Below are 19352 nucleotides of genomic sequence, written 5' to 3'. Positions count from 1 at the left end.
CCCCAGATGTCGGCAGGGGACAACCGCGGGAGAACACCATGCGGATCGAGGAAAGCCAGGGATCGAACGGCGGGCAGAACGGCCACGCGCAGCCGGCGAAATCGGCGCCGACGGCCGAGCAGATTCTCGGAGAAATCCGAGCCTTCTGTCGCGAGACGCAGACGGCGGAGTCCACCTTCGGACGGCTGGTGGTCAACGACGGCAAGCTGGTGTCGCGGCTGCGCGACGGCGCCCGGATCACGACCGGCACGCTCGACAAGGTCCGCGCGTATCTCGCCGAACACCGGCCCGCTTCGACCGCAGCGGAAGGCCAGCCGTCGCCTTCAGCCAAACCGCTGAACGGCACGGCCGCCGCCAACGCCGTCGCGCCGCCGGGCTTCCGGTTCTTCGACAATCGCCAAAAATACCTGCTGTTCGTCTCGACCTGCAGCGAGAAGACCGAGGTTGGGAATCGTATCTCGCTCGAGCTCGGCAACCTGCAGCCGGCGCCGCCGGCGCTTCGCATCTTCGATGCCGGCGTCGGCGACGGCACCGTGCTGTCGCGGGTGATGCGGGCGGTGCATGCGCGCTTCCCCACGATGCCGCTCTATGTCGTGGCGAAGGAGATCAGCTACGAAGACGTCCGCCTGATGTTGGAGAAGATGGCGGACCGCCTGTTCGAGCATCCCGCGACCGTGCTGGTCGTGACCAATCTCTACTACGCCGAGGCGCCATGGCTGACGCCGCGCTCGGTGACATCTGCGCAAGGCCTGATCTGGAAGGACGTCACGCTGACCGGCAACACCGCGCACGGCTTCGCCGAGCAGATCGGCGAACTCGAAGGCTTCCTCGCCGAGAACTGGCGGGCGGGGATCAGCCCGACCACCGGCAATCCGGTGTACCAGCGCCCGGTCATCCTGACGCTGCGGCGCGAGGATCATTCGTTCCTGCTCGACCCGATCATGCCGCGGCCGGGGCGGGTGATGGCGGACTACGATCTGGTCATTGCCTCGCAACCCTACCGGGCGCGGGCGAGCGTCGAGTTCAAGGCGTCGAAGGTGGTGACGCCGCTGGTCAAGTCGCTGCGGCCGGGCGGGCGGCTGATCGGCATCCATTCGCACGGCAGGGATCCCGGCATCGAGATCATCGACCAGGTCTGGCCGGGCGATGATCCCTTCAAGACCGACCGCTACGCCATCCTGCGCCAGGTCAAGCACGAGCTTGGCGCGGCCGCGCGGCATTACAATTTCAACGCATCCTCCGACGCGCGCTCGATCTTCCGCTATCGCATGCACACGCTCCCGGACGAAGTCAGCGGACCGATCGGGACGTCGACGCTGTTCGCGGCCTGGAACGCCGCGATCTACGTGGCGCAGATCGAGGACAACAGGTTGTCGGAGGTGGTCCGCGGCGGCCGCTACCTCGAAGCCACCGACCGCGTGCTGAAGAAGCATGGCGGCCTGTGGTTCAACGATGAAACCTACGTGATCTCGCGCCGCCGCGCGCCGGCATGATCTTGGGAGGCGCCCGTGACCGTCTCCGATCAGTCATCTCCCAGGCTGGCCACGTTGCTGTCGTCGGCATCAGTCGAAATCTCCTCGCGCGGGCATCAGATCGCGGAACTGCGTGACCATTTCGCTGCAGGCATCGACGTCACCATCACGTTCCTGCCCGGCGACCATTATCGCCACAATGTCGAAACAGCTACGGCGCTGCGCCGCGCCGGCTACAATCCGGTGCTCCATATCGCGGCGCGCGAAATGGCCTCGCGCGATGCGCTCGACGATTTCCTGGCGCGGGCGCGGGGCGAGGCTGACGTCACGCGCATTGTCCTGATCGCGGGCGACGTCGCCGCCGCAAGGGGGCCATTCAAGTCGACACTCGATGTCTGTGCGAGCGGATCAATAGAGGCGCACGGGATCACGGCCGTCAGCGTGGCGGGGCATCCCGAAGGCCATCCGTTCCTCGAACTGCCGGACGCGCTGAACGGGCTTAAAGCTTGGCGCGATTGGGGACGGCGGACAGGCGCGCGCGTGGACGTCGTCACGCAATTCTGCTTCGAGAGCGCTCCGATCCTGCAATGGATTGCTGAAATGGATCGCGCCGGCATCGATCTGCCTGTCATCGTCGGCCTTGCCGGGCCTGCGACGCCGGCGACATTGACAAAATTCGCGCTCCGCTGCGGCATCGGCAATTCCATGCGCGCGCTGCGGGCCCAGATCGGTCGGTTCGGCCGCCTGCTGACGGATACCGGGCCGGACGACGTCGTCAGGGGATTGCGCTGCGCGCCTCCGGCCGCGACGGCGCCGATTGTGGGATTTCACCTGTTCCCGTTCGGCGGCCTGCGCAAGGCCGGCGGCTGGTTGCGAACCTACGACCGCGGCCCGCTCGCATTTGAGCGGGCCGCGATGTCGAGCGCCGGGCTTCAGAACCCGTAAAGCTGCGCCGGATTGTCGACCAGGATCTTCTTGCGGATCGCCGCGTCTGGCGCCCACACCGGAAGCTGGTTCAACAGCCGTCCGTCGTCGATCTGGAACAGCGGCGTGACGTCGGTGATCTTCTTGTCGGCAGGCGTGACCGAGTTCGGGTGCGGCCAGTCTGTGCCCCAGACGATGCGGTCGGGGTTGGCCGCGATCAGCGACTGCGCGAGCGGAATGCAATCGGCATAGTCGGGCCCGAGCTTCGAGGCGCGGTAGGCGCCGGAAATCTTCACATGGGCCTTGCCCGATTTGACGAGATCCACGAGATCGGCAAAGCCGGGCTGCTCGACGCCGAGGGCCGCCTGTGCGCCGCCGAAATGATCGAACACGACCGGCACCGGCGAGGTCATGACCAGATCCTTGATCGCGGTGATCATCGCCAGATTGGTATAGAGCTGCACATGCCAGCCACGCGCCTTCATGCGCTCGACGGCGGTCGTGAAGCGTGGCCTGGCGACACTCAGATCATTGACGCCGCCGGTTGCGAGATTGAGGCGGACGCCGCGAATGCCGGCCTTGCCCATCAGGTCGAGATCGCTCTCCGAGGTCTTGTCGTCGATCACGGCAACCCCGCGCGCGGTCGGTCCCCGCGCCGCCATGCCGAACAGCGTGGCCGAGTTGTCGGTGCCGTAGATCGAGGGCGTGACGATCACCACGCGCTCCATGCGCAGCGCCTTGTGCAGGGCGGTCATCTCCTCCGGAGAGGCCAGTTCGGGCGTATAGACGCGGCCCGAGAAGAACGGGAATTTCTCGGGGTCCGGATGGATATGGGTGTGGCAGTCGCAGGCGCCTGCGGGCACGTCGAAATTCACCGGCGTCGCTGGCTGGGCCGCTTTGGCGGAGGCGGTTCTGTTGTTCATGAGCACTCCGGCGGCGATGGAGGCAAGCATCATACTGCGTCGCGTCAGCATTGGTGTTCTCCCCGGATAATGTTGTTGATTGTTGGTGTGCGGACAGGGCGTCGTGCCCATCGACTTCAGCGCTCCTCCTCGGCGCCGGGCGTTGCTTCGCCTGCGGTGCGATCAGCAGATTATCGGTAGAAGTGAGGTGCGGGAAGGGCGCTCGCCGTCTGGCTGCATTGAGTTATCTGTTCGGTAACGCAGCCGGTCTATCGAACCGGAAGGCGCTCCGATTTGACTAATCATCCGCCCGCCCGGAATATCTCCCATCTCCTGGAATCAGTTCATGCGAAAATTTTCACAAAAGTTCAAAACCGGCGCGTCAGTCGCTGCCGTGGTCGTCGTGTTGCTAGGCGTCTACAGCTATCGCAAGCTTCAGGCGCTGGCGGCCGATCCCTCCGGGGAAAAGGATTGCGGGCCGGCTTTCGGCGGCGAGCAGGCGAAAATCGATCTGGAGCGGATCAAGGCGATTGCGCCGCTCAAGGACCTGAAATGGTCGCAGCTTGGCGGCAGCATCAATGATGCGAGCTGCCTCAACAAGACCGAAATCTACGGCATGGTCGAGGTGCGCAGCGTCGAAGATATCGCGAAGACACTGGCCTTTGCGCGCGACAACAAGCTCTCGGTGACGACCGCCGGCGTGCGTCACAGCATGGGCGGGCACGCCTTCCGCAAGGGCGGCATCGTGCTCGACATGCGTGGCTTCAACAAGATCGTGCTCAACGAGAGTTCGCGATCGGTCACGGTGCAGCCGGGGGCGACCTGGCATGACATCCAGAACGCGCTGCATCCGCGCTTTGCGGTTCGCGCGATGCAGTCGACCGACATTTTCACCGTCGGCGGCTCGATCTCGGTCAATGCCCATGGCATGGACCATCAGGCCGGCGCGCTCGCGAAGTCGATCAAGTCGATGAAGGTGATGCTGGCTGATGGATCGCTGCGCACGGTGTCGGCGACAGAGAATCCGGATCTGTTCAATCTCGTGGTCGGCGGCTACGGCCTGTTCGGCGTCATCGTCGAGGCCGAACTCGATATTGCCGATAACCTGGTCTACCAGACCGGGCGTCGCATGATGGACTACAAGGAATTCCCCGCGCTGTTCGCCGGCGAGATCGAGAAGGACGGCAATATCGGCCTGATGTATGGCCACCTCTCGACCGCGCCGAGCTCGTTCCTGAAGGAATTGCTGCTCTACACCTACACCAAGGTGGACGGCACCGATTTCAAACGCGAACCGCTCGGCGAGGTCTCAGGCACCAAGCTGCGGCGGCTCACCATCAACCTGTCCAAGCAGGGCCCGCTGTTTCAGGAAATGAAATGGTTGTCGGAAAAGCACATCGAGCACCGGATGGAAACCTGTACGGTGACGCGGGCGCAGGCGATCGGATCGGCGGAGGCCTGTCTCGTCAACCGCAACGACCCGATGCACGATTCCGTGCCGTACCTGCGCAACGCGCTGCCCGACGACACCGACATCCTGCACGAATATTTCATCCCGCGCAGCCAGTTCGTCTCGTTTGTCGACGGCATGCGCAAGGTGCTGACCGACAACAAGACCAATCTGTTGAACGCGTCGGTGCGGGTCGTGCATCAGGAGAACAATTTCCTGACCTATTCGCCCGAACCGGCGTTCTCGCTGGTGCTCTACATCAACCAGACCACCGATGATGAGGGCAATCGGCGAATGAAGAAAGCGACGGAGGAACTGATCGACCTCACCATCGCGCATAAGGGCCGGTTTTTCCTGCCCTACCAGCTCTATTATTCGCGCGACCAGTTGCAGCGGTCATATCCGCAGATCAACGACTTCTTCGCGGCGAAGCGGAAGTATGATCCGGCGGAATTGTTCACGAATACGTTCTATCAGAAGTACGCGTCATAGGGCCTGCTCCCGTCATTGCCTGCGACAAACGCGAAGCGTTTGCGCAAGGGAGCGAAGCGACGAAGCAATCCAGATCTTGCCTAGCCCAACGACGGATTGCTTCGCTTCGCTCGCAATGACGACGCCGCGAGCGATGGCGGTAGGCCGCTGCAGCCGCCGGCTTGTTCCGCGTCCAGTACCAGTAGCGCGCCCGCCGCGTAGAGGCGAGCGACGAAGCCGGCGTCGTCGGACCGGGCAATGGTGACGTAGTCGTTCGAGGCGAGGATGCTCCCATTGGCCTTGGCGATGGCTGCCAGCACCTGTGACGGCGGACCGATGACGGCCATCGACTTGCCGGGGGCCGAGCCGAAGGTCAGCGCAACGACCACAGCGAGCCAGCCGCAGATGACGAGGGTAACCGCACCGGCGATCCGGCTCCACCGCCAAGCTCTACGTTGACGCCCGTCAGTAGTCATAGAAGTGCTCAATGCTCGAGCCCCTGGCCTTGAGCTCGCGGTTGATATCCACGAGGCGGTCGATCCGGGCCTTCAGGCCAGCCCTGCGAAACCCGGGCCGGGCATCCAACTCCAGCGAAAACAGCTCCGTCGTGCCCTTGATATCGAGTTTTGCAGCATCGGGCGCAATCACCGTGATGAAGATGTCGTGATTGCCCGCGATTTCCGCAAGGCCAAATCCCTGGTCCAGCAGGCTCTGCAGGATCTCGGTGAAGGCCTTGTAGCGCGGCGTCTGCACCAGTTGCCATTGCGGCGTCAACGCGCGGACCGGCTTGATGCGCTGTTCTTTCGCCAACACGTCAGGCGGCAGTGTCGCGACCGCGAACATGATGTCGCGCGGCTCGTTGTCACCACCGGCGTCGAGCGCCTTCTGGATCAGCGAGGCATAGCCGATCTTGACGAAATATTCCGCGCCGAGCGCGAAGTCGCGTTCCCAGGTGCGCAACTTGCTCGGCGTCGGCGCCGAGATCGCCATCAGGCCGTCGAGCTTTTCGCGAAACGGATATTTGTACCAGGGGATGGTGTAGAGGAAGGCGGCATAATCCTGCAGCACGGCGCGGCCGAATTCGTCGTGCGGGGTACGCTCCTCGCCCCTGATCCATTCGAACGCACGGCCGATGGTATTCTCATAGAATCCCTTGACGGCGTATTCGACGGAATAGCTGACGCCGATGATGTAGATCATCGTCTTTACTTCGGTCAGCGATTCTCCCGTCGCGGGCACGGTGCGGTTGATGGTGCAGAAGCTCTGCCAGAACCCGAAAATATGGCCGAGATAGTTGAAGTGGCTTTCGCTGGAGCGATCGAGGAAGCGGCCGAAATCTTCAAAGGAATAGACGATGTACCATTCGGGAAAGGTGAAGAAGGTGTTGTTCAGTTTGCGCCGATAGCCCGGCTCGTCGATCGCGGGCAGGGTGACGGCCGGCGCACTGGCCGCTGCGGCGCCGGAAGAGGGGCGGCACGCCCCCTCGATATAGGCGAGCGGCATGAGCACCGACAGCGTGATCAGGATCGCGAAGACAGCCAGGATCCGCCGCAGCGATTTAAGCATGGACGGTGGTCCGCGTCCGCGGCGCGAGCCCATAGCCGATCAGGATCGCCACGCCGCCGAGGCCGAGATGCGGCGCATTGGCGAAAAACCGCGTCGAGAGCGGCAGGTTGAGCACGCCGTTGATCAGGATCCCGAAGTCGAGATAGCCGCTGCCGGTGAGCAGGCCGAGCACGCCGTCGGCAAAGTAGAACACGCCGAACAATTGAAAGAACAATTCCGAGGCGCGGCGCGAGGTCATCGCCGCCGCAGCCGCCCACAGCGCCGAGACGAGATGCAGTCCGTCGGCGTACCAGGTGCGGCGAAACAGGCCGAAGATCATGTCATTGGCGTCGATGAAGGCCGGGATGTAGCCGGTGAGGATCACGAAGCCGAGCAGGGCGGCATAGCCCCAGGCGCACAATCTGATGATGTCCATGATGTCTCCGGCCGCGGTCTGTAAGACTTGTCGAATCTCTGCCCAGTCTAGAGTTTTCCAAGTGTCTTGAGCAGCGCATCGTTGAACATGCCGGGGTCCTCGATCTGCGGAATGTGACCGAGCCCGGGCAGCAATGTCAGGCCCGTATCGGGCGACAGCAGCGTTCGCAGATCGAGAGCTTGCTCAACCGGGGTGATCGTATCCTTGTCGCCCCACAGGATCGCGACGGGGACTTCCAGCTTCGCATAGGCATTGCGGTCCGCGCTCGCGGCGTGTGTGTCGGAGCCGAGGAAATAATACAGCCAGTCGGCGATATCGCTCGTGCTGCCGCGCTGCGCCAGCGGCCTTTGCAGGATCGCGACATATTCCGGCGACGCGCGCTCTTTTTTCGCGATCATTGATTGCAGCAGCATTTGCGTTGCCACGGGATTGGTGATGGTCAGCGACACCAGGATTTCGCGAATCCATTGCGGCCGAACCACCCAAGGCGCGTCCGATGGCGCAGCCGTCAATCCGAGCGCCGCATCGACCAGCACCAATGCGCGCGCCCGCTCCGGATATCGCATCGCGAGTTCGGTCGCCGCACCAGCGCCGAAGGAGTGACCGACTATGATGGCGGGCTCAGCTTTCAGTGCATCAAGCACATCGTTGATCCTGGCGGCCTGGTCCTGCCGCGTATAACTGCCGGGACGGTCCGAGAATCCAAACGGCGGGAGATCGAGGGCGATCACATGAAAGCCTGCCGCGGCCAGCGCGTCGCTGGTGTGTCGCCACAGCTCGCTCCAAGCCGCCGTGCCGTGAAACAGCACCACGGGAACGCCGCCCTCCGGACCCTTCTCCTGCACGAAAACGCGGCCTGAACGCGTCGGCACCAGGTGGCCGGTCTTTGGCGCCAGTTGAGCGCGCACGCCGGTCTCGCGTATCGACGCCGCCATGCGAAATGAGGTGATCAGAAGGACTACGGCCAGGAGGAGGACCAACAAGCCGTTGGCCGACCAGCGCAGAATGTTTGCAACCACGAGGCCTCGCAAAATCGATCGATCAAAACGGGGAACGGAAACGGGCCGAGTTTTAGGCCAACGCGAATAGCTGGCGACTGAAAATACCAGACATAATCAGCGCCCGGTTAACACCGGGAGAAAATAAAACTTACTGCCCTGATGGCGTCCGCAGGCCGTGCCAGGCATCGCGCACCTGATGGTAGTGCACTTCCGGCAGATAGTCCGGCGTATCGAGGCCGAGGTTCTTGACGTCGAGCCGGCCGATCGCGCTGAGCAGGGTATAGGAGGCGATCACGCGGTCGCGCTGCGCGCCGATCAGCCGGGCCTTGGCCAATATCAGGTCCTGTTGCGCGTTCAGGACGTCGACGGTGGTACGCTGTCCGCCGGCCGCCTCCCGCTGTACGCCCTGGAGGGCGACGGTGGCGGCGCGCACTTCGGATTCGGATGCGGTGACTGCAATCTTGGCGCCTTCATTGGCGACCCATGCGCCGACCGCCGCAGTCCGGGCCTGGTTGCGGAATTGATCCAGCACCTGCCGGCTGTGGGCCGCGATTTCCTTGGCCTGCCTAGTCTGCGAGGCGGCCATGCCGCCGTCGTAGATCGGTTGCGTGAGCTGGCCGGTGATCGAAGCCTGGTCGGTCCCGAAGGTGCCGAGGGTGGGATCCGACTGCTTGCTGCGGCTGGCGCTGCCTTGCAGCGTGATCGTCGGCATCAGGCTGCTTTCGGCGACGCGGATCGAAGTCGTGGCGACGTCAAAGTCGAAGCTCGCCGCCATCACCGCCGGGTGCTCCCGGAAGGCGAGGCCGGTGGCGTCATCGCGGCTGCGCGGCAGCAGGCGGTCCACGGTTTCGGCGGAGCGGAGCGAGTTGGGCGCGTTGCCGATCACCTGGGCATAGGTCGCCTGGCTGATGGCGAGATTGACCTCGGCGGCATTCAGATCGGCGCGGCCCCGGCTCAGGCGCGCCTCGGCCTGCGCGGCATCGGTGGGCGTGACGTCGCCGGCATTGAGACGCTTCTGGGTGATGCCGAGCGTTTCCTGCAGGAACGCCACGTTGGCGCGCTGCGCTTCGACCAGCGATTGGTTGGCGAGCACGTTGGTATAGACGGTGACCGCGTCGAGCAGCACGCCCTGGCCGACGTTGCGCAGGGCTTCGCGGCCGGCTTGCACCTGGAGTTCGGCCGCGCGCACGCTGTTGGCTGTCTTGAAGCCGTTGAACAGCGTCTGCGTCACGGTGACGCCGACGGTCCAGGGCTTCAAGTTTGCGGACTGGATGGTGTTGTCGGGCAGCAGGTTCCGTACTGACTGAAGGCCGGCGGAGAGGCCAGCTATGATCTGCGGCCGGTAGCCCGCAAGCGCCTGCGGCACATTCTCGTCGGTGGCACGCTGGCGCGCCCGTTCGGCATTGAGCGCGGGATTGGTCTGGTAGGCCTTGGCCAGCGCCTCCGGGAGGTTTTCGCCATGCGCCGCGGGCGCAGCAAACACGACGCAGCTCACCACCCCAAGGTAAATCCCAAGGTAACTCCCAAGGCAAATGCCCGATCGAAGCACGTGCCTTCCAACGTTAGCCGTACGCCAAGTCATCTGATCCTGTAACCAACACGAAAGCGTGATGACTCTTGTTCGAGTCATCCCGCTCCATCTTCCTGTTTATGCATGATCTTCGCGGAGAACCGCCGCCGACTTTCCGGATCACGCGTTGGACGTCCGCTCCCGCCGACGACCCGACACGTCTACCTGTTTAGGGGGCGTCGCCGCCACAGGCAAACCGCCGCGCGACATCAGTACATCAATTCCGTGAAATCAGTGCTTGGCTGTTGCAGGTTCGTCACAGACGAATGTCGGCGGCAAATGCACTATAGGCTCTTGCGTGGCTGGCGTCCGATTCCAGGGCGGTTGGCTGTTCAGCTATGCCCGGGTCCGTATGCGATGCCGAAGTTGTTTGCCGATCCCGAAGCGATCGCGGAGGATATCGTCCGCGATGTCGGAACCAACCTCGTGGTCGGGTTGCCGCTCGGGCTCGGAAAAGCCAACCACGTCATCAACGCGCTGTACGCACGCGCCGCTGCCGACCGTTCGATCAACCTGACCTTTTTTTCCGCGCTGACGCTGGAAAAGCCCAGGCCCTCAAGCCTGCTTGAACGGCGCTTTATCGGGCCGGTGATCGACCGGCTGTTCGGCGGCTATCCCGACCTGACATATGCAAGCGCGTTGCACCGGGGCGAACTGCCTCCGAACATCAGTGTGATCGAGTTTTTCTTCCTGGCCGGCAAATGGCTGCAGGTGCCGTACGCGCAGCAACATTACATTTCGGCAAACTATACCCACGCGTCCTCCTATTTGCTGACGCGCGGGCTGAACGTCGTCACGCAACTGGTCGCGAAACGTGTGGTCGATGGCGTGACGCGCTACAGCCTGAGCTGCAACACCGACACCACGCTCGACATCCTGCGCGCCCGCGAGCAAGGCCGCGCATCGTTCAAGCTCATCGGCCAGGTCAATTCAGAGCTGCCGTTCATGCCGGGTCCGGGCAATTTACCGGCGGATGAGTTTTCCGCTGTTCTCGACAGCCCCGAGACGGATTTTCCGCTGTTCGCCCCGCCCGCCGAGCCGGTCAGTGACGCCAAATATGCGATCGGGCTTCATGCAGCCAGCCTCGTGCCTGACGGCGGCACCTTGCAGATCGGCATCGGGCAGGTCGGCGATGCACTGGCGCACGGGTTGATTGTCCGGCATCGCGATAACGCGCAGTTCCACGCCATCATGAAGCGGCTTGCACCGGGAGCGGTACCCGCGGAGAGCGCACCGTTCACGAAAGGGCTTTATGGGGTCAGCGAAATGCTGATCGAGGCGTTTCTCGGCTTGATCGACGCCGGTATCCTCAAGCGCGAGGTCGATGGCGTGACACTGCACGGCGCGTTTTTCTTAGGACCCAAATCGTTCTATCGCGCGTTGCGCGAAATGCCGGCCGAGCAACTCGCGCGCATCCAGATGATGCCGGTATCCTTCACCAACCAGCTCTATGGCGACGAGGATGCCAAGCGCCGGGCGCGTGTCGATGCGCGCTTCATCAACACCGCGATGATGGCGACGCTGATGGGAGCCGCGATTTCGGACGGCCTCGAAGACGGCCAGGTCGTGAGTGGCGTCGGCGGCCAGTACAATTTTGTCGCTCAGGCATTCGCGCTGCAGGGTGCGCGCTCGGTCCTCGCGCTGGAATCGACACGGCAGGCGGGTCGTAAAACGCTTTCCAACATTCGCTGGAATTATGGGCACCAGACCATCCCGCGGCATCTGCGCGACGTGTTCGTCACCGAATACGGCGTTGCCGACGTCAGGGGCAAATCGGACGCCGAGACCATCGCCGCGATGCTGGCGGTCACGGATTCCCGTTTTCAGGATGAACTGGCCGGGATTGCCAAGGATGCCGGCAAGCTGCCGAAGGAGTATGAAATTCCGCGCAGCCACCGCGAGAACTTTCCGGAGCGGATCGCGCAAGCCTTAAAACCTGCGCGCGATACGGGGCTGCTGCCGTCATTTCCGTTCGGTAGCGATTTTGACGAGGTCGAGCAACGGCTGATCCCGGCGCTGCAGTTGCTGCGGGAAGCGCAGCGGACGCCGCTGCTTTTGCCCGGGTTGCTGTGGCAGGGGATGAGGCAGCCGCCGGACGCCTCGAACCGCGAATGCCTGGCGCGGTTGGGTCTCGATCGCCCGACAACGTTCGCAGAGCGCGCCTATCGCGCGCTGGTCAACGCGGCGCTGGCGCGGAGTGGGGGTTTGTAGGAGGTGCCGTAGGGTGGGCAAAGCGTAGCGTGCCCACCATCGCTTGCACCGAACGCTGGAATGGTGGGCACGGCGCAAGTGCGCCTTTGCCCACCCTACAAGTTCGAGCAAGCCCTACCTGTTCTTGTTCACCGGCTTGCGCTTCTCGATGAACGCCGCCATGCCTTCGGAGCGATCTTCCAGCGCAAAGGTCGAGTGGAACAAATTGCGCTCGACATTCATGCCTTCCGACAGCGGCGTCTCGAACGCGCGGTTGATGGCCTCCTTGGCCATCGCCGCCGCCGGACGTGACATCGAGGCGATCTTTTCTGCAGCCGAGAGCGCCTCTTCCATCAACTTGTCCGCGGACACGACGCGGCTGACGAGGCCGGAGCGCTCGGCTTCCGCCGCATCCATCATGCGTCCGGTGAGGCAGAGATCCATCGCCTTGGATTTGCCGATCGCGCGTGTCAGCCGCTGGGTGCCGCCGATGCCCGGGATGGTGCCGAGCGTGATTTCCGGCTGGCCGAATTTCGCGGTGTCCGAGGCGATGATGATGTCGCACATCATGGCGAGCTCGCAGCCGCCGCCGAGCGCATAGCCGCTGACGGCCGCGATCGTCGGTTTGCGGCAATTGGCGACGCGGTCGCCGCCGATGGCGGCGAAATCGCTGGAGAACATGTCGATGAAGCTTTTCGGCTGCATCTCCTTGATGTCGGCGCCGGCGGCGAACGCTTTTTCGCTGCCGGTGAGCAGGATGCAGCCGATCTTGTCGTCGGCCTCGAGGTCGTCGACGGCAGCGGCAATCTCGCGAAACACGCCGAACGACAGCGCGTTGAGCATTTTCGGCCGGTTCAGCGTAATGATGCCGACCGCGCCCTTGCTCTCGACAATGATGTATTCGAACGTCGCCATGATCCACCCCGGGTACCGATTTGCGGGCAATGTGCCCGCTGCCGGGGTGGGCTTCAAGTGGGACAAGCGGATGAGGCGGCTGTCGCGTCCCGCTACGCCATGAACATCCGTGCGGCCGACGCCATCGTCAGCAGGGCGCCAAAGGCGATAAAGATCTTTCCGATCAGCGAAGTCTTGTCCAAGGTGGAACTTTCGTTGTTCGCGGCCTGAGCAGCGCCCTCCGCTGCGGGTTTGGCCGAGGCCATCGCAACCGTCTGTGTGGCGGGGGTCTCCTCTTGCAGCGCCCGATCGACGTCGTTGAGCTGGTCGGGGGGAACCACGGCGGTATCGGCCGGCGCTTCCGCCTCGGCTGGCTTGTCTGCCGCCGCCTGCAGGACCGTGTTGGCTTTCTCCGACATTGCCGCCGACATCCCCTTGGCGCTATCGGGGGCCGCATCGGTTGCAGTCATTTGCGCATTGGCGTTGGCGAGCCATTCCGGCATCGCGGGCGGGGTAGGGCCACTGGCGTCAGCGACCCGCTTTTCATCGGCTTTCTTGCTCTCGTCGGCTTTCTTGCCCTCGTCGGATTTCGATGCCGCGCGCGTATGTTTGCGATGGACATAGCGTTTCTTCACGGAACGCGAATCCTGCTTGGCGGACTTGTCGGACGTCGCACTCTCCGGCTTCGAGACCGTGGCGGTATCCGCATCCGTGCCGGCGGCCATCGCCGGCGGTGGTCCTGCGAAACTTACCAAAAGTCCTGCTGCGAGAATCAGGGCCGACCGCGCGCTGGCTTTGATCGTCATGTAGAAATCTCCCCATTGGCCGCCGCCCAACCGCGAAAAAAGACCCCGCCGCGTGTCCACAGCACGGCGGAAAAAGGGAATCTTCGGGCAACACTGGGCAAAAGCTGGGCAATGGTGTTGCAGCGGGCGTGTGTCGGGCCTGCCTCGGATGCGAGCCCGCGCAATCAATGTTATGAGCCTGCCATCCGCGCAGCCGGCCGTCCCGATTCCTGGACAGGAGGCCGCCAGCGGGTGCGCCGGGGTCTTCGCTCACGACTTCGTGATCGAATCGTCCTGACGTAACAAATTGAAAGATCGACCGAATTGCAGGGTAGGAGCGCTCTTGCGCGAACGGGATGACGAATGGACCGGCCTGATGCGGTCGGCCATTGCAGGCGACAGTGCGGCGTATCACCGCCTGCTCAAGGCCGTCACGCCGGTGCTCCGGGCCGCGGCGCGCCGTGGGCTGGCTCGGGCAGGGCAACCGGTCGATCAATCCGAGGACATCGTGCAGGACATCTTGCTGGCGGTCCATCTGAAGCGGCACACCTGGGACGTCACCGCCCCGTTTGCCCCATGGCTGTTTGCGATCGCCCGCAACAAGCTGATCGATGCGTTGCGCCGCCGCGGCCGGCGCATTTTCGTCGATATCGACGATTTCGCCGAGACGCTGCCGGGCGAGGCGCCGGCCGAGACGGCGTCGGCGAGCGAGGTTGCCGCCCAGCTTCAGACGCTGCCAGCGCGGCAGCGCGACGTCTTGCAGTCGATCGCGGTCGACAGCGCCTCGATCAAGGATACGGCCACGAAATTTTCGATGAGCGAGGGGGCGGTGCGGGTGGCGCTGCACCGGGGGCTGGCCAGCCTGACCGCGAAGCTACGGGAACAGTGAGAATGGATACCGATCAGCTCATTCGAACGCTGGCTGCCGACAATGCGCACCGGGCGCGGCCCGTCGGCTTTTCGCTGATGCTGGCGCTTTTGGCCGCGGCGCCGGTCTCGCTCCTGATGTTCTTTACCGAACTCGGCATCAGGCCCGACGTGATGGTTGCGATGCGCAACCCGTTCTTCGACCTGAAATTCGCTGTGACGCTGGCGCTGGCGATCGCGGCAATTGCCGTCAGCCTGCATTTGTCGCGGCCCGAGGCGTCGCTGCGCGGATTTGGCTGGCTGCTGCTGGCGCCGGTGGGGATTTTGAGCGCGGCGATCGGTGGCGAGATGATGATGCCGCAGCGGCTTCCGATGATGACGCGGCTGGTCGGCAAGAATTCGTGGATGTGCCTGACGGCGATCCCGCTGATGTCGCTGCCGCTGCTGGCTGGTGCGCTGATCGGCCTGCGCCACGGCGCGCCGGCGCGGCCGGCGGTCGCCGGCGCCATCGCGGGACTGTTGTCGGCGGGATTGGCGGCGACGCTCTACGCCTCGCATTGCACGGACGATTCACCGCTGTTCGTGGCGGCCTGGTACACGATCGCGACCGCGCTGGTGACGGCGATCGGCGCGCTCGCCGGAGCGAAGCTGCTGAAGTACTAGAGTAGCCCGGATGGAGCGAAGCGAAATCCGGGAGTCTCGCCGCTCATGAAAGCGTCCCGGATTGCGCTGCGCTCCATCCGGGCTACGAAAGCTGAATTCACGTCCCGGGCGCATTCTGCTGCATGCGGTGGAAGCGCAGCACCTGCTGCGCCGTCGACGGCCGCAACCGCTCATAGGTGTCCTGGCAGGCGGCAAGATCGGTCGGCTCCGTGCCGGACAGCTCGTCGCGCATCCTGATGATGGTCCTGACCGTCGACCACGACAGCCCCGCGACCTTCGCCAAAATCATCACGCCTTCGGCCCGGGTTTCGATCATCATGTTCTCGGCGATCGCCACCGGCACGTTGGCGAGCGCTGCGATCGACGCATTGGCCTCGTCGAACTTGCCGGCCTTGGCAAACGACGCCACCTGAGGTTCGTCGAGCCGGCCGTCCTCGTACAGCGACTTGACCAGCGCGTGCGCAATCTCGGTGTTCCTGGTGATCGTCGAGGTCGCCGAGCGCGCGCGCCGCGTTGCTTCCTTGACCACGCTCGGCACCTCGGCCGCCTGCTGCGGGTTGGCGGCCTCCAGCCGCTGCCGCACCGTGTCGGAGGCCTTGGCGAGCAGTTTCAGATAGAGATGCCGCGGCACGGACGGACGCAGGCCGATGCAGGTCGTGAGATTGTCGTCGCCTTCGGCGCGGCTGACGAGGCGGGTAAAGCCGCGTTCGGTGAACTCCGCGCCCGGATTGTTCACGGTAGACTGGATCACGTCATCGTTGCCGCGCTGGACCAGCACGTCGGTGACCGCGCCGCTCAGGGTCCTGCGGGTCGAAATCGCCATCAGATGCGCCTGGCTCTTGCTGCGCGCATTCTCGATCAGGGTCTTGTCGTCGAGCCGCATCGATTGCGACAGCACCGGACCTGCCACCTCGATGACATCATCGAAAGCAAGCGCGCGGATGGTGAGCGGCGGGGCGGTGTCGATCGGGGCGAGACGGTTTGCCAAGAGCATCTTGGCCGAGGTTTCGATGTGATCGATCAGACACTGGAAGACGTCGTCGAACAGCCCGATCTGCTCGTCCGAATAGTCCACCGCTCCGTTGATGAAGAGATCGGTTACCCGGCGCAGGGTCTCTACCCGGCGAGCGACGGTACCGTGCGCAAGGGTAGACTGCAGCTCGTCGAGCAGGTTTCCGGGAGAGGGAGATCCGGGAGAGGAAGACTTGGCGGCTTTCGAAATCATGACTCTGTCCTGGAGCAAAAAACCGGCGGCGGCTTCTCCGCCGTCGGAGCTGAAATATGTCGGATCAGGCGCGGGTAATGCGGTTGCGTCCCTGCGCCTTGGCTGCATAAAGCGCGCTGTCGGCGCGCGCGAGAAATGTGTCTGACGTCTCGTTCGAATTCAGCGTTGCAACGCCTGCCGACATCGTCACCTGCATGCCGGGCGAGAACGCGCTCCAGTCGAGCTCGGCAATAATGGCGCGCGACCGGTCGAGCGCCCGCATGGCCTGACCGGCGTCCATGTCGGGCAGCACCAGCAGGAATTCCTCGCCGCCGTAACGGCCGAACCGGTCGACGCTGCGGATGTTGGCGAACATGGTGATCGAGAATGTCCGCAACACCTCGTCGCCGGTCGGATGGCCGTAGGCGTCGTTGATGCGCTTGAAGTAGTCGAGGTCGATCAGCGCGATGGAGCAGGGCGATCCGCTGCGGGTCGCGCGGGCGATCTCCTCCTCCAGCATTCGCATGATACAGCGCCGGTTGGACGCCCCCGTCAATTCATCGAGCTCGGCAAGCTCCTCGATCCGCTTGTAGGCTGCCTTGAGTTCGGAGCTGCGGTCGTAGAGCATCTTGCGCATGGTGCTGCCATACAGTCCCACGAACGCGCATTGACCGATCGTGAGGACAAAGGAAAGCATGGCCGCGACGCGTTCGGTCTGGGTGGTAATCGGCAGGCCGATCGGGGTGCTGCTGAAAAGGAAGATCGGCGCCAGGCCGATCATGGTGAGCGTCCAGGAGGTGACCGCCTGCCGGGAGGTCATTCGCAGCGCGCCGAACCCGAAAATAAGAAACACCACGCTCAGGAAGGCAAACCCGATCTGCGGCGCCGCCAGCAGAAAACAGAGCTGGAGCGCGACGTGGCCGGCAACCTGGAAGATTGTCAGATAGTGGTCTTCGAACCGGTCATTGAAATGAGCTTCCGACAACACAACAAAGACCGAGACCAGTCCGATGCCGGAAAGGAAATAGGCCGACGGAATGATGATCGGGACGGTACCGGCGTAGCAATAGGCCAGCAGCACCGAGGTGATCAGCGTGTAGCTGACGCCCTGTACGGCCAGCATGTGCCGGCGCTGGCCGGCCCGGCGCTTCAATACTTCCAGCGGCAGCCGGACCGGCGCGGCCGTACTGTGGGAACCTTGCCCCTGAAGCAATGAAGCCGCGCTGCTCATGTCCCGTCGCTATTGGAGTATGCCGGACGAAACATTAGGGAATAAAGCCTTTAGGTTTGGTATCTTTTGAAGCCGAATCGGGTCCGTTAAAACCCTGCCATTGCACTGTTTCGCAACGGAAATCTGCCGGATTCCGATAGTGCGGAACCCGCGTGCGCGGTAGCCTTGGGCATGAAGCAGGTGCTGCCCTGCCGGCGAAGCCTTGCTAAGGTCCCGGGTGGTGCGTCTTTAGGAAAGTGTTTCCGTATTATGGTACCAATTTTGGGCAGTAGGTCGCTCTGGCTGGGACAATGGCCTTGTAGTGGCCGTCTGTGGGGTAGGTCACACATGCAATCCGGACATTGCCGTAATGTGAAGAATCTCACTCTTCACATCGAACCGCCGGCCTCTCCCGTCAGACCAACTTTGCGAGACGGCCATTGAACGCGTCACAGGCGGCTTCAGACGAAATTCTGATCGCTCGGATCGCTCAAGGCGACCGGCTCGCCATGCAGGTGCTTTACGGAAGGCACCATGTCCGGGTGTTCCGTTTCGGGCTTCGGCTCGTAAGGGACGAGCAGATTGCGGAAGATCTCATTAGCGAGGTTTTCCTCGATGTGTGGCGTCAGGCCGGCAAGTTCGAAGGCCGATCCGCCGTTACCACCTGGCTCCTGGCGATCACGCGGTTCAAGGCCCTTTCGGCACTTCGGCGCCGCAAGGACGTCGGACTGGATGACGAGACCGCGAACGCGATCGAGGACACGTCCGACGATCCGGAAGTGGTGGTGCAGAAGAAGGATACGGGTGAAGCGTTGCGCAAGTGCCTGACGGCGCTTTCGCCAGAGCATCGGGAGATCGTCGATCTCGTCTACTACCACGAGAAGTCCGTGGAAGAGGTGGCCGAAATCGTCGGTATTCCGGAGAACACCGTCAAGACGCGCCTGTTTTATGCGCGCAAGAAATTGGCCGAGTTGCTGAAGGCAGCCGGCATAGAGCGAGGTTGGCCATGATGGCGGCGAGCAAAAAAATGCTGGATCAAGAGCCCAGCGAAATCGAGATGCTGTTGCCGTTCCACGCGGCCGGCACCTTGAGCACGCGCGATGCACGCCGCGTCGAGGATGCGCTCGCCAGCGATCCCGAGTTGGCCCGGCAATACGCCGTCATCCGCGAGGAATATGCCGAGACGATCGGTCTCAACGAGAGCCTGGGTGCGCCTTCGGCGCGCGCCATGGCGAAGCTGTTTGCCGCGATCGACGGAGAGCCCGTGCGCAAGCCATCGCCTTCGGTGAGCCTGTCCGCCCGGGTATCGGAATTTTTCGCAAGGCTGTCGCCGCGTACGCTGGCCTGGTCGGCGAGCCTCGGCGCCGTGGCGCTGCTGTTGCAGGCCGGCGTGATCGGCGCCGTGCTGATGAAGAACCAGACCGCTTCGTTCCAGACCGCCTCGCTGAGCCTGAACGAGCCGTCGGCAGCGCCCATCACGCGCGATCTCGCAGGCAGCGCCGCGCCGACGCGTGCGCTGGTGCGGTTTGCGCCGGAAGCCCGGATCGCCGACATCACCGCGTTGCTCGACAACTACCAGGCTTCCATCGTCGACGGCGCCAAGGGCGGCATGTTCCGGCTGCAGTTCGGCAACAAGGCGATGAGCAAGGACGAAGCCGCCGGCCTGCTCGCCAGGCTGCAGCGCGAGAAGATCGTCAGCCTCGCGGTCGCAACGCCCTAAGAGGCAGTCGGGGCGCCCCGGGAAGGCCGAGGTTCCATGGTTCACGAT

At 63.5% G+C, this 19352-nt stretch carries 18 protein-coding genes; 8 read left to right on the top strand and 10 right to left on the bottom strand.

Features of this window, described 5'->3' with window-relative positions:
* Positions 1 to 38 precede the first annotated feature (38 nt).
* The gene (locus IVB22_RS30565; protein WP_247520868.1) at positions 39 to 1493 is read left to right on the top strand and encodes a hypothetical protein; all 1455 of its coding nucleotides are present in this window, start codon (positions 39 to 41) and stop codon (positions 1491 to 1493) included.
* 15 nt (positions 1494 to 1508) lie between these two features.
* Positions 1509 to 2417 carry a methylenetetrahydrofolate reductase gene (locus tag IVB22_RS30560; protein WP_247520867.1) on the top strand — a complete coding sequence of 303 codons (909 nt, stop codon included), beginning with the start codon at positions 1509 to 1511 and terminating at the stop codon, positions 2415 to 2417.
* On the opposite strand, the gene IVB22_RS30555 is transcribed toward IVB22_RS30560, so the two are convergent.
* A complete protein-coding gene (locus IVB22_RS30555; RefSeq protein ID WP_247520866.1) occupies positions 2405 to 3370 on the bottom strand; it encodes an amidohydrolase family protein in 966 nt (321 codons plus the stop codon). The two genes, IVB22_RS30560 and IVB22_RS30555, sit on opposite strands and share 13 nt — an antisense overlap.
* A 274-nt stretch (positions 3371 to 3644) precedes the next feature.
* Here IVB22_RS30555 and IVB22_RS30550 point away from each other — a divergent pair, with 274 nt between their 5' ends.
* Positions 3645 to 5240, top strand: a complete 1596-nt coding sequence (locus tag IVB22_RS30550) for an FAD-binding oxidoreductase (protein WP_247520865.1) — start codon at positions 3645 to 3647, stop codon at positions 5238 to 5240.
* An 80-nt stretch (positions 5241 to 5320) separates the two neighbouring features.
* On the opposite strand, the gene IVB22_RS30545 is transcribed toward IVB22_RS30550, so the two are convergent.
* The 5 genes from IVB22_RS30545 to IVB22_RS30525 form a co-directional block, all read right to left on the bottom strand.
* Positions 5321 to 5695, bottom strand: a complete 375-nt coding sequence (locus IVB22_RS30545) for a hypothetical protein (RefSeq protein ID WP_247520864.1) — start codon at positions 5693 to 5695, stop codon at positions 5321 to 5323.
* Positions 5685 to 6785, bottom strand: coding sequence for a hypothetical protein (locus IVB22_RS30540; RefSeq protein ID WP_247520863.1), 1101 nt, complete (start codon positions 6783 to 6785; stop codon positions 5685 to 5687). Before IVB22_RS30540 ends, IVB22_RS30545 begins: the two co-directional genes overlap by 11 nt.
* A complete protein-coding gene (locus tag IVB22_RS30535; protein ID WP_247520862.1) occupies positions 6778 to 7200 on the bottom strand; it encodes a hypothetical protein in 423 nt (140 codons plus the stop codon). The genes IVB22_RS30540 and IVB22_RS30535 overlap by 8 nt, the downstream gene beginning before the upstream one ends.
* A gap of 47 nt (positions 7201 to 7247) precedes the next feature.
* Entirely contained in the window at positions 7248 to 8219 is a 972-nt protein-coding gene (locus IVB22_RS30530; protein ID WP_247520861.1) for an alpha/beta fold hydrolase, read from the bottom strand.
* A gap of 130 nt (positions 8220 to 8349) precedes the next feature.
* Positions 8350 to 9783: a TolC family outer membrane protein gene (locus IVB22_RS30525; protein ID WP_247520860.1), complete on the bottom strand. Its 1434-nt coding sequence runs from the start codon at positions 9781 to 9783 to the stop codon at positions 8350 to 8352.
* 345 nt (positions 9784 to 10128) lie between these two features.
* Between IVB22_RS30525 and IVB22_RS30520 the strand changes: the two genes are divergently transcribed.
* Positions 10129 to 11982: an acetyl-CoA hydrolase/transferase C-terminal domain-containing protein gene (locus IVB22_RS30520; RefSeq protein ID WP_247520859.1), complete on the top strand. Its 1854-nt coding sequence runs from the start codon at positions 10129 to 10131 to the stop codon at positions 11980 to 11982.
* 114 nt (positions 11983 to 12096) lie between these two features.
* Here the strand turns inward: IVB22_RS30520 and IVB22_RS30515 are convergent, their stop codons facing one another.
* Both IVB22_RS30515 and IVB22_RS30510 read right to left on the bottom strand, forming a co-directional pair.
* Positions 12097 to 12876, bottom strand: a complete 780-nt coding sequence (locus tag IVB22_RS30515; protein WP_247520858.1) for an enoyl-CoA hydratase — start codon at positions 12874 to 12876, stop codon at positions 12097 to 12099.
* A gap of 92 nt (positions 12877 to 12968) precedes the next feature.
* Positions 12969 to 13661 (bottom strand): hypothetical protein, encoded by a 693-nt coding sequence (locus IVB22_RS30510; RefSeq protein WP_247520857.1) that lies wholly within the window; start codon positions 13659 to 13661, stop codon positions 12969 to 12971.
* Between the two features lie 322 nt (positions 13662 to 13983).
* On the opposite strand from IVB22_RS30510, the gene IVB22_RS30505 reads away from it, so the two are divergent.
* A complete protein-coding gene (locus tag IVB22_RS30505; protein ID WP_247520856.1) occupies positions 13984 to 14529 on the top strand; it encodes a sigma-70 family RNA polymerase sigma factor in 546 nt (181 codons plus the stop codon).
* Positions 14530 to 14531: 2 nt separating this feature from the next.
* Entirely contained in the window at positions 14532 to 15170 is a 639-nt protein-coding gene (locus IVB22_RS30500; RefSeq protein ID WP_247520855.1) for an NrsF family protein, read from the top strand.
* 97 nt (positions 15171 to 15267) lie between these two features.
* Here the strand turns inward: IVB22_RS30500 and IVB22_RS30495 are convergent, their stop codons facing one another.
* Entirely contained in the window at positions 15268 to 16395 is a 1128-nt protein-coding gene (locus tag IVB22_RS30495; RefSeq protein ID WP_247520854.1) for a DUF2336 domain-containing protein, read from the bottom strand.
* 64 nt (positions 16396 to 16459) lie between these two features.
* Complete coding sequence (locus IVB22_RS30490; protein WP_247520853.1) at positions 16460 to 17605, bottom strand: GGDEF domain-containing protein; 1146 nt, start codon at positions 17603 to 17605, stop codon at positions 16460 to 16462.
* 419 nt (positions 17606 to 18024) lie between these two features.
* On the opposite strand from IVB22_RS30490, the gene IVB22_RS30485 reads away from it, so the two are divergent.
* A complete protein-coding gene (locus IVB22_RS30485; RefSeq protein ID WP_247520852.1) occupies positions 18025 to 18594 on the top strand; it encodes a sigma-70 family RNA polymerase sigma factor in 570 nt (189 codons plus the stop codon).
* Positions 18591 to 19304 (top strand): hypothetical protein, encoded by a 714-nt coding sequence (locus IVB22_RS30480; RefSeq protein ID WP_247520851.1) that lies wholly within the window; start codon positions 18591 to 18593, stop codon positions 19302 to 19304. Before IVB22_RS30485 ends, IVB22_RS30480 begins: the two co-directional genes overlap by 4 nt.
* The last annotated feature ends 48 nt before the right edge of the window (positions 19305 to 19352 follow it).

Source organism: Bradyrhizobium sp. 190 (genome assembly GCF_023073415.1).
Taxonomy (GTDB): domain Bacteria; phylum Pseudomonadota; class Alphaproteobacteria; order Rhizobiales; family Xanthobacteraceae; genus Bradyrhizobium.
Note: the sequence above shows the minus strand (reverse complement) of the source record. Positions and strands in the feature narration are given on the sequence as shown.

What these genes read in the sequence shown, in the direction of transcription:
- IVB22_RS30565 (WP_247520868.1), top strand. Translation starts at nt 39, where the DNA reads ATGCGGATCGAGGAAAGCCAGGGATCGAACGGCGGGCAGAACGGCCAC.
- IVB22_RS30555 (WP_247520866.1), bottom strand. Translation starts at nt 3,370, where the DNA reads ATGCTGACGCGACGCAGTATGATGCTTGCCTCCATCGCCGCCGGAGTG.
- IVB22_RS30550 (WP_247520865.1), top strand. Translation starts at nt 3,645, where the DNA reads ATGCGAAAATTTTCACAAAAGTTCAAAACCGGCGCGTCAGTCGCTGCC.
- IVB22_RS30545 (WP_247520864.1), bottom strand. Translation starts at nt 5,695, where the DNA reads ATGACTACTGACGGGCGTCAACGTAGAGCTTGGCGGTGGAGCCGGATC.
- IVB22_RS30540 (WP_247520863.1), bottom strand. Translation starts at nt 6,785, where the DNA reads ATGCTTAAATCGCTGCGGCGGATCCTGGCTGTCTTCGCGATCCTGATC.
- IVB22_RS30535 (WP_247520862.1), bottom strand. Translation starts at nt 7,200, where the DNA reads ATGGACATCATCAGATTGTGCGCCTGGGGCTATGCCGCCCTGCTCGGC.
- IVB22_RS30525 (WP_247520860.1), bottom strand. Translation starts at nt 9,783, where the DNA reads ATGACTTGGCGTACGGCTAACGTTGGAAGGCACGTGCTTCGATCGGGC.
- IVB22_RS30520 (WP_247520859.1), top strand. Translation starts at nt 10,129, where the DNA reads ATGCCGAAGTTGTTTGCCGATCCCGAAGCGATCGCGGAGGATATCGTC.
- IVB22_RS30515 (WP_247520858.1), bottom strand. Translation starts at nt 12,876, where the DNA reads ATGGCGACGTTCGAATACATCATTGTCGAGAGCAAGGGCGCGGTCGGC.
- IVB22_RS30510 (WP_247520857.1), bottom strand. Translation starts at nt 13,661, where the DNA reads ATGACGATCAAAGCCAGCGCGCGGTCGGCCCTGATTCTCGCAGCAGGA.
- IVB22_RS30500 (WP_247520855.1), top strand. Translation starts at nt 14,532, where the DNA reads ATGGATACCGATCAGCTCATTCGAACGCTGGCTGCCGACAATGCGCAC.
- IVB22_RS30495 (WP_247520854.1), bottom strand. Translation starts at nt 16,395, where the DNA reads ATGATTTCGAAAGCCGCCAAGTCTTCCTCTCCCGGATCTCCCTCTCCC.
- IVB22_RS30490 (WP_247520853.1), bottom strand. Translation starts at nt 17,605, where the DNA reads ATGAGCAGCGCGGCTTCATTGCTTCAGGGGCAAGGTTCCCACAGTACG.
- IVB22_RS30480 (WP_247520851.1), top strand. Translation starts at nt 18,591, where the DNA reads ATGATGGCGGCGAGCAAAAAAATGCTGGATCAAGAGCCCAGCGAAATC.